The sequence below is a fragment of the Bradyrhizobium sp. CCBAU 11434 genome (assembly GCF_028128895.1).
Classification (GTDB): Bacteria; Pseudomonadota; Alphaproteobacteria; order Rhizobiales; family Xanthobacteraceae; genus Bradyrhizobium; species Bradyrhizobium zhengyangense.
In genome coordinates, this window is sequence record NZ_LBJX01000097.1 from 36,179 (window position 1) to 52,133 (window position 15,955).

Consider the following 15,955-nt stretch of genomic DNA (forward strand, 5'->3'; position numbering starts at 1 on the left):
GATGGACCGCACAAAACTCTACCGCCGCTTTCGCACCCTCCTGATCGCCAACCGCGGCGAGATCGCCTGCCGCGTCATCCGCACCGCCCGTGCCATGGGGCTGCGCACGGTCGCCGTCTATTCCGAGGCCGACCGTGATGCCATGCATGTCGCGCTCGCCGATGAGGCCGTGCTGCTCGGACCCGCGCGCGCCCGCGACAGCTATCTCAGTGTCGAACGGCTAATCGAAGCCGCGCGCAAGACCGGTGCCGAGGCCGTGCATCCCGGTTACGGCTTCCTGTCGGAGAATGCCGAATTCGCACAGGCCTGTTACGACGCCGGCCTCGTCTTCGTCGGCCCGACCGCCGAGATGATGAATGCGATGGGCTCGAAGTCAGGCTCGAAGGCGCTGATGGAGAAGGCCGGGGTGCCGCTGGTGCCCGGCTATCACGGCGATGCGCAGGACGATACGACGCTGGCAAAGGCGGCTGAAAAGGCCGGCTTCCCCGTGCTGGTGAAAGCCTCCGCCGGCGGCGGTGGCCGCGGCATGCGGATCGTGCGTTCGGCTGCCGAACTCGGGCCGGCGATCGTCAGCGCCAAGCGCGAAGCCAAGGCGGCATTCGGCGACGACCGTATGCTGATCGAGAAATATGTCGACAATCCCAGGCATATCGAGGTGCAGATCATCGGCGACAGCCACGGCAATCTGCTGTCGCTGTTCGAGCGCGAATGCACCCTGCAGCGCCGGCACCAGAAGGTGATCGAGGAAGCGCCGTCGCCGACGCTCAATGCCGCCCAGCGTGAGACCGTCTGCGCTGCCGCGCGCAAGGCGGCAGGCGCGGTGAACTATGTCGGCGCCGGCACCATCGAATTCGTCTCCGACGGCAAGGACGTGTTCTTCATCGAGATGAACACGCGTCTTCAGGTCGAGCATCCCGTCACCGAGCTGATCACGGGCGTCGACCTCGTCGAGTGGCAGCTGCGCGTCGCTTTCGGCGAGGCGCTGCCGCTGAAACAGGACGAGATCAAGCTCAACGGCCACGCCGTCGAGGCTCGTGTCTATGCCGAGAACCCGACCAAGAACTTCATGCCGTCGGTCGGCAGGATATCGACCTGGCGATTGCCGGCGGAGACGGGCGGCCTGCGCATCGATGCCGGCTATCGAGATGGCGATAGCGTCTCGCCGTACTACGATGCCATGCTGGCAAAAATGATCGCCTGGGCGCCGACGCGTGACGTGGCGATCGACCGCCTCAACCGTGGCCTGGAAGACTCCGACGTCCGTGGCATCGTCACCAACATCCCGTTCCTGTCCGCGCTGATCACGCACCCGAAGGTGCGGGCCAATGCGATCGACACCGGCTTCATCGAGCGCGAGCTGGCGGCGCTCACCTCGGGAGCGCCAGCGCCTGGCGAGCTCGAGCTCTGCGCCGCAGTTGCCGCGATCGTCAATGACGAACGGCGGGCGGCGCAAGGCGAGGCAAACTCCCCGTGGCAGACCTTTGGCTGGCAGCCGGTCGGCCGTCGCCAGCGCAACTTCGCCTTGCGCGTCGGCCATGGCCCCGAGCAGAAAATCGCGCTGAACTATGGCAGCGGGCCGTCGACGCTCGTGATCGGCGAGCGTGAGCTGGCGTTCACTGTTGTGCCGAAGGACGGCGGCTTCGATCTGACACTGGATGGCGTCAAATCATCCGTCGCCGCCGTGATCGACGGCCACGAGCTGTATTTGCGTACGCGCAACGGCCGCTTCGACCTGCACTGGGTCGATCCATTCGGCGGCGAGACCGACGAGCAGACCGGCGCGGACAAGATCGCAGCGCCTCTGCCGGGTACTGTCGTCGCCGTGCTGGCCGAGGAGGGCGCCAAACTCGAGAAGGGCGCACCGATCCTTACGCTGGAAGTGATGAAGATGGAGCAGACCTTGCGGGCGCCCTATGCCGGCGTGCTGAAGTCCATCAAGTGCAAGGTCGGCGACATCGTGCAGGAAGGCATCGAGCTCGCCGTGGTCGAAGCTTCCGGAGAGTGACATGAGCGATCCCGTCCGCATCGTCGAGATGGGGCCCCGCGACGGGCTCCAGAACGAGAAGACGCTGGTCGGCGTTGAGGCCCGCATCGCCTTCATCGAGGCGCTGGTTGGAGCTGGACTTCATACCGTCGAGGTCGGCGCCTTCGTCTCGCCCAAGGCAATCCCGCAAATGGCGAGCTCCGACGCCGTGCTGCGCGGCGTCAGCCACGTCAAGGGCGCTGAATTCCACGTGCTCGTGCCGAACGAGAAGGGCTATGACGCCGCCCGCGCGGCCGGCGCGAAAGTTGTTTCGGTGTTTGCGGCCGCCTCGGAAGGGTTCTCGCGCGCCAACATCAACTGCACGGTCGCGGAGTCCATTGAGCGGTTCAAGCCGGTGCTGGCGCGCGCCAGGGACGATGGCGTGAAGGTGCGCGGTTATATCTCCTGCGTGCTCGGCTGCCCCTTCGACGGCGAGATCAAGCCGAAGGCGGTCGCCGATCTCGCCGGCACGTTGTGGGACCTCGGCTGCTACGAGATCTCACTCGGCGACACCATCGGCGTCGGCACGCCTGCCAAGGCCAAGGAGATGCTGCGCGTGGTCGCCGCCAACGTTCCCGCCGCAAAGCTCGCGATGCATTTCCACGATACCTACGGCCAGGCGCTGGCCAATCTCTATGCTGGCCTGGAGGAGGGCGTCTGCGTCATTGACGCTGCCGCTGGTGGGCTCGGCGGCTGTCCCTACGCGCCCGGGGCGACGGGCAACGTCGCGACCGAGGACGTCGTCTACATGCTCGAGGGCATGGGCGTGAGGACCGGGGTCGATATTGACAAGCTGCTCGCGGCGACGAACGCGATGAGTGTCGTGCTGGGCAAGCCGCCGGTGAGCCGCGTGGCTTCGGCGCTGAATGCGAAGAAGAAGCGGGCTGCCTCCTAGTCCTCGGTCATTGCGAGCGCAGCGAAGCAATCCAGAATCCCACCGCGGAAAGACTCTGGATTGCTTCGCTGCGCTCGCAATGACGGTGGTGAGCGCATCACCTGCTTCCGTCCGGCCCCATCACCAAATCCGGCAGCCAGGTCGAGATCTCCGGCACCAGACACAGCAGCAGCACCGCGCCCATCATCAGGAGCACGAAGGGCAGTGTGCCCCAGATCACCTCGCTCAGCGGAATATCCGGGGCGACGTTGCGGATGACGAAGATGTTGAGTCCGACGGGTGGATGGATCAGCCCCATCTCCATCACGATGGTCATGACCACGCCAAACCAGATGATGTCGAAATTGGCGGCGCGGAGCGGCGGCAGGATGATCGGCGCGGTCATCAGGATGATCGAGACCGGCGGCAGGAAGAAGCCCAGCACGACCACCATGACGAGGACCGCGAACAGCAGCCCCCAGCGCGGCAGATGCATCGCGACGACGGATTCGGCGGCCGATTGCGAGATGTGCAGATAGCTCATCACGTAGGAATAGAGCAGCGACATGCCGATGATCATCATCAGCATGGTCGATTCCCGGACCGTCGACTTCATGATCGGGCCGAGATCCTCAGGCCGCCACACGCCGTAGATCGCCGCGATCAGCCCCAGCGCCAAAAGTCCGCCAAGGCCGGCGGTCTCCGACGGCGTGGCAAAGCCGCCATAGAGCGCTGCCATGACACCGGTGAGCAGCAGCACGAACGGGATCACGCGGGGCAGAACGCTGAAACGTTCGGCGAGTGTGTATTCGTCGCGGGCAAGGATTGCCGCTTCCGGGCCGCCGTTCTTGTAGGCCGCTTCGGCCGCGGCATATTCCCGGCGGAAGCGGAACACCGCGTAGAAACCGAACAGCGAGACCAGCAACAGGCCGGGACCGATGCCGGCGAGGAATAGCCGCCCGAGCGACTTTTCGGCGGCGACCGCAAACAGGATCATGGTGATCGAGGGCGGCAGGAGAATGCCGAGCGTGCCGCCGGCGGCGATGATGCCGGCGGCAAAGCCGCCGGAATAGCCGCGCTTGCGCATCTCGGGGATGCCGGCCGAGCCGATGGCCGAGCAGGTCGCAGGGCTTGAGCCCGCCATTGCCGCAAACAAAGCGCAGGCGAACACGTTGGCGACGCCGAGGCCGCCGGGCACGCGGTGCAGCCAGGCGTGCAGCGCGGAATAGAGATCCTGGCCAGCGCGCGACTTGCCGATCGCCGCACCCTTCAGGATGAAGAGCGGGATCGACAGCAGCGTGATCGAGGCCATCTCCTCGTAGACGTTCTGCGTCACCGTATCGAGCGAGGCCGAGGGCATGTAGATCCCCATGAACACGACCGCGACCGCGCCGAGCGCGAACGCAATCGGCATGCCCGAAAACATCACGAGCAGCGTCGCCACTCCGTAAGCGATACCGATGCCGAAAACGCTCATGACCGCCTGGCTCCAGCGAAGGGCAGCGCCAGCTGCACGAGGATCTGGACGCAGAGCAGGCTCATGCCAAGCGCCATCAGGGAATAGGGAACGGCGAGCGGTGGCGACCACATCGAGTTCGAGACCTGGCCGTCGACATAGGCCTCATGTGTCAGCGTCCACGACTTCCAGGTGAAGAAGGCGCAGAACAGGAACGTTGCGGCATCGACGATCCAGAGCCGGATCCTGTTTGCCAGCGGCGACAGCAGGCCGACGAAGGCTTCGATGCCGATATGGCCGCGGTTCTGCTGCACGTAGGCCGCCGTCATGAAGGTCGCGCCGACCAGGAGGAACACGGCGGCCTCGTCCTGCCAGTAATTGGCGGCCTTGAACAGCGCGCGGCTCAGCACGCTGTAGCTCAGGATGGCGCAGGCCGCGACCAGCGCCAGTGCGGCGAATACGAGGATGATGCGGTTGAGGATCGCGAGACCGCGATCGAGCGCTGCCGCAAGGCCGGTCCGTGCGGCAGCACTCGCCTGATCGTCACGATCCGGCAGAGGGCCGTGGCTCATGCAGCGACGTCGGAGGCGAGCTTGAGCAGGTTGGCGGCGGTCGCGGTCTTGGCGCCGTAATCCTTCCACGCGGTATCGCGGGCGATGTCGCGCCATTTGCCGACGGTGGCGGCATCGAGCGCCGAGACCTTGGCGCCGGCCTTCTCATAGACCTTGGCGACCTCGATATCGTCATCCTGCGCGCCCTTGCGGCCGAAGGCCTCTAACTCTTCACCGACGGCGACGAGGATGTCCTGCTGGTTCTTCGGCAGCTTGTCGAAGATCGCCTTCGACATCATCAGAGGCTCGAGCATGAACCAGTAGGACGTACCCGCGCCCGAGGTCAGCGACTTCGCGACCTCTTCGAGGCGGAACGAGATCAGGCTGGTGGAGGAGGTGATGCCGGCATCGCATGCGCCGGTCTGCATCGCCGCGTAGATTTCGTTGGACGGCACCGACAGCACCGAGGCGCCGGCGGTCTGCAGCACCATGTCCATCTCGCGCGAGCCGCCGCGCACCTTCATGCCCTTGGCGTCTTCCGGCGCCACGATCGGCTTGGAGCGGCTGGCGACGCCGCCGGCCTGCCACACCCAAGAGAGCAGGATGATGCCCTTGTCGGCGAGGAAGTCGGAGAGCGCCTTGCCGACCGGCTCCTTCTTCCAGCGCATGCCCTGGTCGTAGGTGGTGACGAGGCCGGGCATCAGGCCGATATTGGTCTCCGGCAGTTCGCCGCCGGCATAGGGCATCGGATACAGCGAGATGTCGAGCGCGCCCTTGCGCATCGCGGAGAACTGCGCGTTGGTCTTGATCAGCGAGGAGTTCGGATAGATCTCGGCGGCAATGTCGCCATTGCTGCGCTTACTGACTTCAGCCGCGAACATGCGGCAGAGCCGGTCGCGGAAATCGCCCTTGTCGATGGTGCCGCCGGGAAACTGGTGTGAGATCTTCAGCGTGGTCGCGGCATGCGCGGTGCCGATGCCGAAGCGGAGAATGGCGGGGGCTGCGACAGCAGTCGCGAGCAGGTGACGACGCGTGAACATGGAGTATCCCCTTCGACGGTTTCTTGGGACGGTTCTTGTTTGACGTAATTTGGGTGGATCAAGAGACCGGCGCAGAGGCCCATCCTAGCCGGTCTTTCACCCGAACTTCTCTCATCTGATAGTTCGAGACCGAAGGCTCCGGCAAGTGTTCGCCTTGCTGCGCTGCACTCGCCGGGCCCTCGTGTTTCGGTCGTTAACGCTTTTGGTCAAGGAGCGATCGCGCAGGCGTCAGGCGGCTTACGAAAAAAGTTCGCGATGCCGCGTAACAAGCATGCGTGCCGATCCGTCGAGATTGAGTAGCGGCACCTGTCGCTTTCACAACACCATCTCGAAGGGAATATTTCTCATGACCATTCGCACCCGCATCGTGCTCGGCGTCTCGGCTGCCGCTCTCTCGCTTGGCCTGGCGCTGTCGCCGGCCGCTTTTGCCCAGGACAAGATGGGCAAGGACGACGGCATGATGAAGAAGGACACGATGTCCAAGGACGGTATGAAGAAGGATCACATGTCCAAGGACGACGGCATGATGAAGAAAGATACGATGTCCAAGGATGGCATGAAGAAAGACGACGGGATGATGAAGAAAAACTGATCTCCTGTCGTCATGCCGGCCGCCTCCAACGAGGCGAGCCCGGCCTGCGTTTGATCAGTGTACGCCCACGGTCCATCGCCGGTTGCGCGCTGGCGCGACCGGTCCGGCATCATTTGACCTGAAGCGCACGCGCCTCAGGTCAAATTTTGCTGACGATCACTTCCGCTTGGCCTTGCGGGCGGCGTAGCGGGCGTCGCGCTTGGCCTTCTGCTCGGCCTCGAGCGCTGCCGCCTTGGCGGCCGCTTCCTCGGCCTCACGCGCAAGGCGTGCAGCTTCAGCGGCCTTGGCCTCTTCTGCGAGGCGCTTCTGCTCGGCCTTTTCGGCCTCTCGCGCGGCCTTGGCTTCGGTGCGCTTGGCTGCAAGCGCCTCGCGCTCGGCACGCTTCGCCGCCACCGCAGGATCGTCGTGCCCCGGCTGCGACTTGAATTTGTTCAAAAGATTTTTGCGCGCTTCCTGCGCCGCCTTCTGCCGGTCGGTGAAGCCTGGTTCCCTAAATCCACTCACGGGCCTTGCCTTCCTCGCTTTCAATCCTAAATGGGTGACTGTTGGTACGTCGGCTGGGCACAAGCAGGCACCACACGACGCAGAAGCGTGTACATCGCCACGCGCCGTGAAGCCACCCATAATCGCAGCCGATCAGGTCCACGAAATCGCTTAACCAGCCGACCATTCGTAGCCCGGAAAAACTGCCGAATTGTGATGTCCCTCATAAGGACACCCAGCGGCGGCGCCTAGCGTCCGCCATACGAGACGGAGCACGGGCATGATCTTTTTCCGGCTGAGCCTGAAAGCCCTTGCGATCGTGGTCGCCGCAGTGGCGGTCGTAGGCGCGGTGCTGCTGGCTGCCCGTCCGCAGCCCATCGAAAGTACCGTTCTTGGAGCCGCCTGGGAGTGCACCCAAACCGCATTCATCCTGACGAGCTGCGCGCCGCGCACCCAGCAGGCGATCCCGGCGGTCGAGACCTTGCGCAAGGAAGCGGTGAGGCAGACCAAGGGTTGAACGGCGAAAGCCGCGCGGGGATGTGACGCGAGGTCGCAGAGGTGATAAACGGCCTCGCCGAGCGCCAAGGTCGCCATGTCCCAGCCGGACTCGATGCCCGATCCCGTAGGGAAGCCCAAAGCTTCGCCGAATCCTTCGCCCAAGCGCCCATCCGGCGACAGTCGTCGCGGAGCGATCGCGGGTCTCATCATTGCTGCCGTTCTTCTCGCGCTCGGCCTGTGGCTCGCTCGGGACCTCACCGCCGCCAGCAAGATGCAGGATTGCCTGATGTCGGGGCGACGCAATTGCGATGTGATCGAGCCGGCTCGCTAAGCCCGGCCCGCCGCCCGTCCGGACGAAAATTCGCCGCGATCTTAAACATTTGTAACGGGACATAAATGGCCTTGGCAGGTCAATTATGTCAGCCGGCATCAGCCAAATGCGATCCGATTCGTCTATCGCGCGTGGGCCACGGCAATTTCTGAAAGTAAGGGGTAGGCACCGATGAGTGCGTCCAGCCGCATGAAGATCATCATTCCCGTGGTTTCGGCCATGTCGTTGCTGGCATTGTCCGCGCAGGCGCAGGACGCCGGTCCGCCCAAGGGTGCCGGCCAGCCGCCAGGGCAGGGCGCAGGCAGCCCGCCGCCGACCAATCAGAACGCGCGCAAAGGTCCGCCGCCGCAGGCAGGGCGTACGGTGACGCAACCCAGTGGTCAGGCCCATATGGCGCCCGGACCGGGTCCCGGTCCGCACCGTGCCGCTGCGCCGCCCCCGGGGCCCGGCCGCACCATGGCGCGCGGTCCGGCGCCCGCGCGCGACTGGGGTGGACACGCCTACCGCGGCAATCTCGCCTGGGAGGGCGGACGCTGGCGTCACGAGGTTCACAATGGCCGTCCCGGCTGGTGGTGGGATGTCGGCGGCGTCTGGTATTATTATCCGCAACGGATGGATGGCCCGCCCGCCTATATCTCCGAGGACTATGTGGACGACGCGCCGGTGGCCTACGCGCCGCCACCGGGCCCGCCCGTGGCCTACGAACCGCCGCCGCCCCCGCCGCCGCCCCCCGATCCCGGCGCGAGCGCGCTGGGCGGCGCCATCGTCGGGGGTGTGCTCGGCGGACTGATTTCCGGCAGAGCCTCGGGCGCAGCCGCGGGTGCCATCATCGGTGGCGCGACCGGCGCAATCGCTGGAGCAACGGCCGCTTCGCGTCCCGGCTACTATGTCGCCGAGGGCGTTTGCTACTATCGCTATCCGAGTGGCCAGTACGTGCAGGCCGATCCGCGCGCCTGCTACTGAGCGCTCGAGCGAGATCTGAACTGAATGAGGCGGGCTCAGGTCCGCCTCATTTGTTCCGGAGGTCGCCGAAGCCTGCGCTTTTGCAGGTGAACCCTTGTGGCGGCGCACAACAACTGCCTCAAATTTCCACTAGCGCTCATTGCGGCATCACGCGATTGATCAAAGAAAAAATCAAAGGTGAGTCGCAGGGGACGGGAACATGCTGGACGCGATCCAGATCAGCTTGGCGCTGTGGGCCATGATCGTTTGCGGGGGGATCAAGACGGTGCAGATCGTGCACTGTCTGTTATAGCGCGCGATCCGCGCTACGAGACAAGCCAGGTCAGGAACGCCATCGCAGCCCAGACCAGGGCGCCGATCCAGGCGGTCATCACGACGGCGATTGTTGCGAGAAAGGCGAAGCCGTGCAGGTCGGCCTTGCGCGTTGACGTGGGCGCTTGCGCTTCGGCTTCTCGTCTCGTGAGGGGGACAGCCATCGATCCTCTGTCGCGTTCTGCGGAGTACTATGTTGCTTCTTAGCGAACGCGCCGGGCCACGGCTGTGATGCAATTCACAGATCGGCGCAAATGAACGGGCCTCACCGATTTGTGCGTATGATCGTCACAATCGCGCGCAGCAGGGGATTTGCGTGCGGTTTGAAACCGCCAGTGCAATTCTATGCGGGTCACAATTAGAGCGTGCCGAAATCGTCGGTAACACGCCCAATTATCCGCAATCATACGGACGAAATTGCCACGCACTTGTCCGGATCGAGCGGTTAGAGTCGGCACTCATGTGTACCAAGTACGATCCACAGCACGAAGCCGAGGCGGCAATGAAGCGCGCCGCGGCGTCGGAAGGCCCCGACCGGCAACGCCTCATCGAACTGGCGCTGGCCTGGCATCAGCTTGCGCGCGATCGTCGCGATGACGAGCCCACGGACACGGACTGACCGCATTCGGCCCTACCGCCCCGTTTGGTCCCAGCCGCCCCATCGAATCGAAAAGTACCGTCGGCCATCGTGCGCGTTGCAGTGCTGGCGATCGCAGCGATGGCGCGAAAGACCGAGATCACCTCATCGCCGACCGCGGCTTCTAACGATCGCGGTGCGTCCACGCCTGGACAGCGGAGGCCAGTTGATGCTGACTCATGGCGGCATCGGCAATCGACGCCTGGGCTATTTCGATGCGCTTTGTGATCGCGCCGGAGCTGAGGTCCACGAGCCCGGCGTCGATTGCCAGATACGACATCGCGACCAGCGCCACCGCAACGGCGATCCCCATTCTCGTCAATTCGGCCCGCGGCATCGAAAGTCCTTGTTTGAGCGCAACCGCTCGTCGCGCTTAGATAGGGCGCACCCTCCGGGTTCAAAGCCCGCGGCAAGGCGGCCCACGCGTTCGTGAAACACGACAGATTTGCGATAGGAAGTCAGGTGGCGCGTTAATGATGAACGTCAGCGCATGTCGACCAGACGCCTGGCGATCCCGGCAGGAATCGAACCTGCAACCCTCAGAGTAGAAATCTGATGCTCTATCCAGTTGAGCTACGGGACCGTTCCGGCCAGCCCGGTTTGGGGGCCGGCTGTTCATATATCATGGCAATATGAAAAATCTGGTCTTTCGCCAAGCCTGAACCGAACCGTTTTCCTCAATGCAGCGACAAACCGGAACGGCGGAGTGTCAGGGTGCCGGGTTGAGCGGCAGCGGACTGGACGACGGATTACGTCGCCGGCAACGCTGGCCAGCTTCCGGGACACGGTCGCCGGTCGACTGTTTCAGGTGTTGCCTGCGCCTCAGGACGGCGTGCGCGGCGGTATCTCGATCGGTCTCCTTTGGGCGTGCCTTGCCATGGCGAATGCGACGTTTTGCACCTTTGGTTCCATCGCCATGAGTCCGTCACCTTTCCGCACACATTATCGCCGCCGCGGCGCTCGTCCGCGATTTCCGGGAGTCCTTTCATGATTGGTCTGGTTCGCGCCGTCGCTCTCTGCGCCGTGCTGGCGTTTGGCCTTTGCGCTGCGCAGGCAGCAGACAAGGCATTCAAGCGTGACGATCTCGCCGATTCCGCGATCAAGCTCGAGGCGCAGATCAAGAGTGAAGCGGGGCCGGTCGCCAAGACCAACGCGACGCTGAAGACCGACGCCGACGCCGCATTCAGGCGCAACGATTACCGCACCGGGCTCTCGGTCCTCGGCCAGATTGCCGCCACCACGCCTGATGACGCCGGCAACTGGCTGCGGCTTGCAAAGGTCATCTTCCAGATCACGCCGAAGAGTTCGAGCGAGCAGACGTTCCTCTGGGAGCGCGCCTCGACCGCCGCCTACATCGCCTACATGCGCGCCGGCAATCAGGGTGAGGAAGCCGATGCGCTCGCCGTGCTCGGCAGGTCGCTCGCCGAACGGCACCTGTTTCGCCCAGCGCTCGACGCATTGCGGCTGTCGCTGGACATGCGCGAGGTCGCCGATGTCCGCGGCCAATATGAAAAGCTGCGCGACGAGCACGGCTTCCGCTTGCTCGATTATACCGTGGACTCGGATTCGGCGAGCCCGCGCGCCTGCTTCCAGTTCTCGGAAGAACTCGCCAAGCGCACCGATTTCGCGCCGTTTCTGGCGCTCGCAGGTCAGGACAAGCCGGCGCTGTCGGCCGAGGGCAAGCAGCTCTGCGTTGACGGGCTGAAGCATGGCGAGCGCTACAACATCAATCTGCGCGCCGGCCTGCCATCGACCGTCAAGGAAGGCCTGCCGAAATCGGCCGAATTCAACATCTATGTGCGCGACCGCAAGCCGTTCGTGCGCTTCACCAGCCGCGCCTATGTGCTGCCGCGCACCGGCCAGCGCGGCATTCCCGTGGTCAGCGTCAACACGCCTGCCGTGAACATTAATGTTTTCCGGATCGGCGATCGCAACCTGATCAACACGGTGGTCGACAGCGACTTCCAGAAGACGTTGTCGAAGTACCAGCTCGGCGATCTCGGTGACGAGCGCGGCGTCAAGGTCTGGTCCGGCGAGCTTGCGACCGCGATGACGCTGAACCAGGACGTCACCACCGCATTCCCGGTCGACGAGGCGCTGGGTGAGCTGCAGCCCGGCGTCTATGTGATGACGGCGGCGGCCAAGGGTCCGGGCAGCGACGATGATTATCAGCTCGCCACCCAATGGTTCATCGTGTCCGATCTCGGCGTCGCGGCCTATTCCGGCAATGATGGCATCCATGTCTTCGTCAATTCGCTGGCCTCGACCGATCCGGTCGGCAAAGCCGAGGTGAGGCTGGTCGCCCGCAACAACGAGATTTTGGCGACGCGCAAGACCGATGATGCCGGTCACGTGCTGTTCGAGGCGGGCCTCGCGCGGGGCGAGGGCGGCCTGTCGCCGGCGATGTTGACGGTGACAGGCGAGAAGGCGGACTACGCTTTCCTGAGCCTGAAGACCTCAGCCTTTGATCTGTCCGACCGCGGCGTTGCGGGCCGCGCCGTGCCTGCGGGCGCCGATGCCTTCGTCTACGCCGAGCGCGGCGTCTATCGCTCGAGCGAGACCGTCTATCTCACCGCGCTGCTGCGCGACGGGCAGGGCAATGCCGTCAACGGCGGACCGCTGACCCTGGTGATCGAGCGTCCCGATGGCGTCGAATTCCGCCGCGCCGTGCTGGCGGACCAGGGCGCCGGCGGCCGCACGCTTGCCGTGCCGCTCAATTCGGCCGTTCCGACCGGGACATGGCGGGTGCGCGCCTTCACCGATCCGAAGGGCTCGTCGGTCGGCGAGACCACCTTCATGGTCGAAGACTACGTGCCCGACAGGATCGAATTCGACTTGTCCGCCAAGGACAAGCTGATCAATGCTAACGCTCCTGTGGAGCTTAAGGCGGACGGTCATTTCCTCTACGGCGCGCCGGCCTCCGGCCTCAGCCTCGAAGGCGACATGCTGATTGCGCCCGCGGCGGCTGGTCGCCCCGGCTTTGCCGGCTACCAGTTCGGCGTCGATGACGAGCAGACCACGTCGAACGAGCGCACACCGTTGGAGAACCTGCCCGAGGCCGACGCCAATGGCGTTGCGACCTTCCCGGTGACGCTTGACAAGCAGCCGTCCTCGACGCGTCCGCAGGAGGCGCAGATCTTCATCCGCATGGTCGAGACCGGCGGCCGTGCCGTCGAGCGCAAGCTGGTGCTGCCGGTCGCGCCGGCGACCGCGCTGATCGGCGTCAAGCCGCTGTTCGGCGACAAGAACGTCGCGGAAGGCGACAAGGCCGAGTTCGACGTCGTGTTCGTCTCACCGGAAGGCAAGACGCTTCCCCGCGACGGCCTGCGCTACGAGCTCCTGAAGATGGAGTCGCGCTATCAGTGGTACCGCCAGAACAATTACTGGGAGTACGAGCCGGTCAAGTCGACCTCGCGCGTCGCCGATGGTGACGTGACGATCGCGGCAGACAAGCCGACCCGCATCTCGCTGGCGCCGCGCCCCGGCCGCTACCGGCTGGACGTCAAGTCGAATGACGCTGACGGCCCGGTGACCTCGGTGCAGTTCGATGTCGGCTGGTATTCCGACGGCAGCGCCGACACGCCTGATTTGCTGGAGACCTCGATCGACAAGCCGCAATACGCGTCGGGCGACACCATGACCGTGTCGGTCAACGTCCGCTCCGCCGGCAAGCTCACCGTCAACGTGGTCGGCGACCGCCTGCTGACGACGCAGACCGTCGACGTCAAGGAAGGCACCGTGCAGGTCAAGCTCCCGGTCGGCAAGGATTGGGGCACCGGTGCCTATGTTGTGGCAACGCTGCGCCGTCCGCTCGATGCAGCTGCGCAGCGTATGCCGGGCCGCGCGATCGGCCTGAAATGGTTCGGGATCGACAAGCAGGCGCGCACGCTTGCCGTGAAGCTGTCGCCGCCGGATCTAATCCGGCCGAATTCGATGCTGAAGATCCCGGTCAAGCTCGACGGGCTCAACCCCGGCGAAGACGCCAAGATCGTCATTGCCGCGGTCGACGTCGGCATTCTCAACCTCACCAACTACAAGCCGCCGGCGCCGGATGATTATTATCTCGGCCAGCGCCAGTTGACTGCGGAGATACGTGATCTCTATGGGCAGCTGATCGACGGCATGTCCGGCACGCGCGGCCAGATCAAATCCGGCGGCGACGCGGGTGCGGCTGAACTGCAGGGCTCACCGCCCGCGCAGAAGCCGCTGGCGCTCTATTCGGGCATCGTCACCGTCGGCGCCGACGGCACCGCGGAAGTCAGCTTCGACATTCCGGAGTTCGCCGGCACCGCGCGCGTCATGGCGGTGGCGTGGACCGCGACCAAGCTCGGCCGCGCCAACACCGATGTCGTGATCCGCGACCCCGTGGTGCTGACCACGACCTTGCCGCGCTTCCTGCTCAATGGCGACCACGGCACGGTCAATCTCGAGATCGACAATGTCGAAGGCCAGGCCGGCGATTACGTCATCAACGTCAAGACCGGCGGCCCGGTGAAGATGACCGGTAATCCCGCAACCACCGTCAAGCTCGCCGCCAAGCAGCGCAATTCGTTCGCGCTGGCGGTCGATGCGACCGCGGCCGGGCAGGCGACGCTCGATGTCGACATCAAGGGGCCGAATGGCCTCACGCTCGCGCGCCACTACGCGCTCGACGTCAAGGCGGCGACGCAAGTGCTGGCGCGGCGTTCGATCCGGACGCTGGCGAAGGGCGAGAGCCTGACGCTGACCTCGGACATGTTCTCCGACCTGGTGCCGGGCACCGGCAGCGTCTCGGTCTCGGCGAGCCTGTCCACGGCGCTCGATGCGGCGACCATCCTGAAAGCGCTCGACCGCTATCCCTATGGCTGCTCGGAGCAGATCACGAGCCGCGCGATGCCGTTGCTCTACGTCAACGACCTCGCGGCCGGCGCACATCTGGCCATGGACACCGAGGTCGATCAGCGCATCCGCGACGCCATCGAGCGGCTGCTGGCGCGCCAGGGCTCCAACGGCTCGTTCGGCCTGTGGTCGGCCGGCGGCGATGACGCCTGGCTCGATGCGTACGTGACCGACTTCCTCACGCGCGCCCGCGAAAAGGGCTTTGTGGTGCCTGACGTCCTGTTCAAGAACGCGCTTGATCGCATCCGCAACTCCGTCGTCAACGGCAACGAGCCGGAGAAGGACGGCGGCCGTGATCTCGCCTACGGCCTCTACGTGCTCGCCCGCAACGGCGCTGCTCCCATCGGCGACCTCCGCTATCTCGCCGACACCAAGCTGAACAATCTGGCGACGCCGATCGCCAAGTCTCAGCTCGCGGCGGCGCTCGCTTTGGTTGGCGATCGCAACCGCGCCGAGCGGGTCTATGGTGCAGCGCTCGACAGCCTCGCGCCAAAGCCGGTGCTGGAGTTCGGCCGCAGCGATTACGGCTCGCAGCTCCGTGATGCCGCCGCGCTGGTCTCGCTCGCGAGCGAAGGCAATGCGCCGAAGGCGACGCTGACGCAGGCCGTTGCGCGGGTCGAGACCGCGCGCGGGCTCACGCCCTACACCTCCACGCAGGAGAATGCGTGGTTGGTGCTGGCCGCGCGGGCGCTGGCCAAGGAAAACCTCTCGATCGAGGTCGACGGTCAGCCGATCAAGACTGCGCTCTACCGCAGCTACAAGGCGGAGACGCTGAGCGGCAAGCCGCTGAAGATCACCAACACCGGCGATGCGCCGGTGCAGGCGGTGATCTCGGTGTCCGGCTCGCCGGTGACGCCGGAGCCGGCCGCGTCGAACGGCTTCAAGATCGAGCGGAACTACTTCACGCTCGACGGCAAGCCGGCCGACATCAGCAAGGTCAAGCAGAACGATCGCTTTGCCGTGGTGTTGAAGATTACGGAAGCCAAGCCCGAATACGGCCACATCATGGTGTCCGACTATCTGCCGGCGGGGCTCGAGATCGACAACCCGAAGCTGGTCTCGTCGGGCGACAGCGGCACGCTGGACTGGATCGAGGATGGTGAGGAGCCTGAAGACACCGAATTCCGCGACGACCGCTTCACCGCGGCCGTCGACCGGGCCTCGGACTCCAAGGCAGTCTTCACCGTCGCCTATGTCGTGCGCGTGGTCTCACCAGGCAAATACGTGTTGCCGCAGGCCAATGTCGAGGACATGTACAACCCCTCGCGTTACGGCCGCACCGGAACGGGTACAGTCGAGGTGCGGGCGGCGAAGTGA

14 protein-coding genes and 1 tRNA gene are annotated in these 15,955 nt (G+C 64.9%); 8 read left to right on the top strand and 7 right to left on the bottom strand.

Going from position 1 to position 15,955, the window contains the following annotated elements; genetic code table 11:
- Window position 1: 1 nt before the first annotated feature.
- Together XI06_RS28230 and XI06_RS28235 are read left to right on the top strand one after the other, a co-directional pair.
- Complete coding sequence (locus XI06_RS28230; protein WP_237862512.1) at window positions 2-2,005, top strand: acetyl/propionyl/methylcrotonyl-CoA carboxylase subunit alpha; 2,004 nt, start codon at window positions 2-4, stop codon at window positions 2,003-2,005.
- A 1-nt stretch (window position 2,006) separates the two neighbouring features.
- The gene (locus XI06_RS28235; RefSeq protein ID WP_271607027.1) at window positions 2,007-2,918 is read left to right on the top strand and encodes a hydroxymethylglutaryl-CoA lyase; all 912 of its coding nucleotides are present in this window, start codon (window positions 2,007-2,009) and stop codon (window positions 2,916-2,918) included.
- 97 nt (window positions 2,919-3,015) lie between these two features.
- Here the strand turns inward: XI06_RS28235 and XI06_RS28240 are convergent, their stop codons facing one another.
- Genes XI06_RS28240 through XI06_RS28250 form a run of 3 tightly spaced genes read right to left on the bottom strand, consistent with a single transcriptional unit; the run spans window position 3,016 to window position 5,944 of the window.
- Window positions 3,016-4,374: a TRAP transporter large permease gene (locus XI06_RS28240; protein WP_237862511.1), complete on the bottom strand. Its 1,359-nt coding sequence runs from the start codon at window positions 4,372-4,374 to the stop codon at window positions 3,016-3,018.
- Window positions 4,371-4,925 carry a TRAP transporter small permease gene (locus XI06_RS28245; protein ID WP_237862510.1) on the bottom strand — a complete coding sequence of 185 codons (555 nt, stop codon included), beginning with the start codon at window positions 4,923-4,925 and terminating at the stop codon, window positions 4,371-4,373. The genes XI06_RS28240 and XI06_RS28245 overlap by 4 nt, the downstream gene beginning before the upstream one ends.
- Window positions 4,922-5,944, bottom strand: coding sequence for a TRAP transporter substrate-binding protein (locus XI06_RS28250; protein WP_237862509.1), 1,023 nt, complete (start codon window positions 5,942-5,944; stop codon window positions 4,922-4,924). The genes XI06_RS28245 and XI06_RS28250 overlap by 4 nt, the downstream gene beginning before the upstream one ends.
- A 346-nt stretch (window positions 5,945-6,290) precedes the next feature.
- On the opposite strand from XI06_RS28250, the gene XI06_RS28255 reads away from it, so the two are divergent.
- Window positions 6,291-6,536 (top strand): pentapeptide MXKDX repeat protein, encoded by a 246-nt coding sequence (locus tag XI06_RS28255; protein ID WP_237862508.1) that lies wholly within the window; start codon window positions 6,291-6,293, stop codon window positions 6,534-6,536.
- Window positions 6,537-6,692: 156 nt separating this feature from the next.
- Here XI06_RS28255 and XI06_RS28260 read toward each other — a convergent pair whose 3' ends face one another.
- Window positions 6,693-7,040, bottom strand: coding sequence for a DUF6481 family protein (locus XI06_RS28260; RefSeq protein WP_237862507.1), 348 nt, complete (start codon window positions 7,038-7,040; stop codon window positions 6,693-6,695).
- Between the two features lie 259 nt (window positions 7,041-7,299).
- On the opposite strand from XI06_RS28260, the gene XI06_RS28265 reads away from it, so the two are divergent.
- The 3 genes from XI06_RS28265 to XI06_RS28275 all read left to right on the top strand — a co-directional run bounded on the left by XI06_RS28265 (window position 7,300) and on the right by XI06_RS28275 (window position 8,811).
- Entirely contained in the window at window positions 7,300-7,536 is a 237-nt protein-coding gene (locus XI06_RS28265; protein ID WP_237862506.1) for a hypothetical protein, read from the top strand.
- 75 nt (window positions 7,537-7,611) lie between these two features.
- Window positions 7,612-7,848 carry a hypothetical protein gene (locus XI06_RS28270; RefSeq protein WP_237862505.1) on the top strand — a complete coding sequence of 79 codons (237 nt, stop codon included), beginning with the start codon at window positions 7,612-7,614 and terminating at the stop codon, window positions 7,846-7,848.
- A gap of 171 nt (window positions 7,849-8,019) precedes the next feature.
- The gene (locus tag XI06_RS28275; protein WP_237862504.1) at window positions 8,020-8,811 is read left to right on the top strand and encodes a hypothetical protein; all 792 of its coding nucleotides are present in this window, start codon (window positions 8,020-8,022) and stop codon (window positions 8,809-8,811) included.
- A 305-nt stretch (window positions 8,812-9,116) separates the two neighbouring features.
- On the opposite strand, the gene XI06_RS28280 is transcribed toward XI06_RS28275, so the two are convergent.
- Window positions 9,117-9,287, bottom strand: coding sequence for a hypothetical protein (locus XI06_RS28280; protein ID WP_237862503.1), 171 nt, complete (start codon window positions 9,285-9,287; stop codon window positions 9,117-9,119).
- A 152-nt stretch (window positions 9,288-9,439) separates the two neighbouring features.
- On the opposite strand from XI06_RS28280, the gene XI06_RS28285 reads away from it, so the two are divergent.
- Window positions 9,440-9,742, top strand: coding sequence for a hypothetical protein (locus XI06_RS28285; RefSeq protein ID WP_237862502.1), 303 nt, complete (start codon window positions 9,440-9,442; stop codon window positions 9,740-9,742).
- A gap of 142 nt (window positions 9,743-9,884) precedes the next feature.
- Here the strand turns inward: XI06_RS28285 and XI06_RS28290 are convergent, their stop codons facing one another.
- Together XI06_RS28290 and XI06_RS28295 are read right to left on the bottom strand one after the other, a co-directional pair.
- Window positions 9,885-10,097 (bottom strand): hypothetical protein, encoded by a 213-nt coding sequence (locus XI06_RS28290; RefSeq protein ID WP_237862501.1) that lies wholly within the window; start codon window positions 10,095-10,097, stop codon window positions 9,885-9,887.
- A gap of 169 nt (window positions 10,098-10,266) precedes the next feature.
- Window positions 10,267-10,343 (bottom strand) — tRNA-Arg (locus XI06_RS28295).
- Window positions 10,344-10,747: 404 nt separating this feature from the next.
- Here XI06_RS28295 and XI06_RS28300 point away from each other — a divergent pair.
- Complete coding sequence (locus XI06_RS28300) at window positions 10,748-15,955, top strand: alpha-2-macroglobulin family protein (protein WP_271607028.1); 5,208 nt, start codon at window positions 10,748-10,750, stop codon at window positions 15,953-15,955.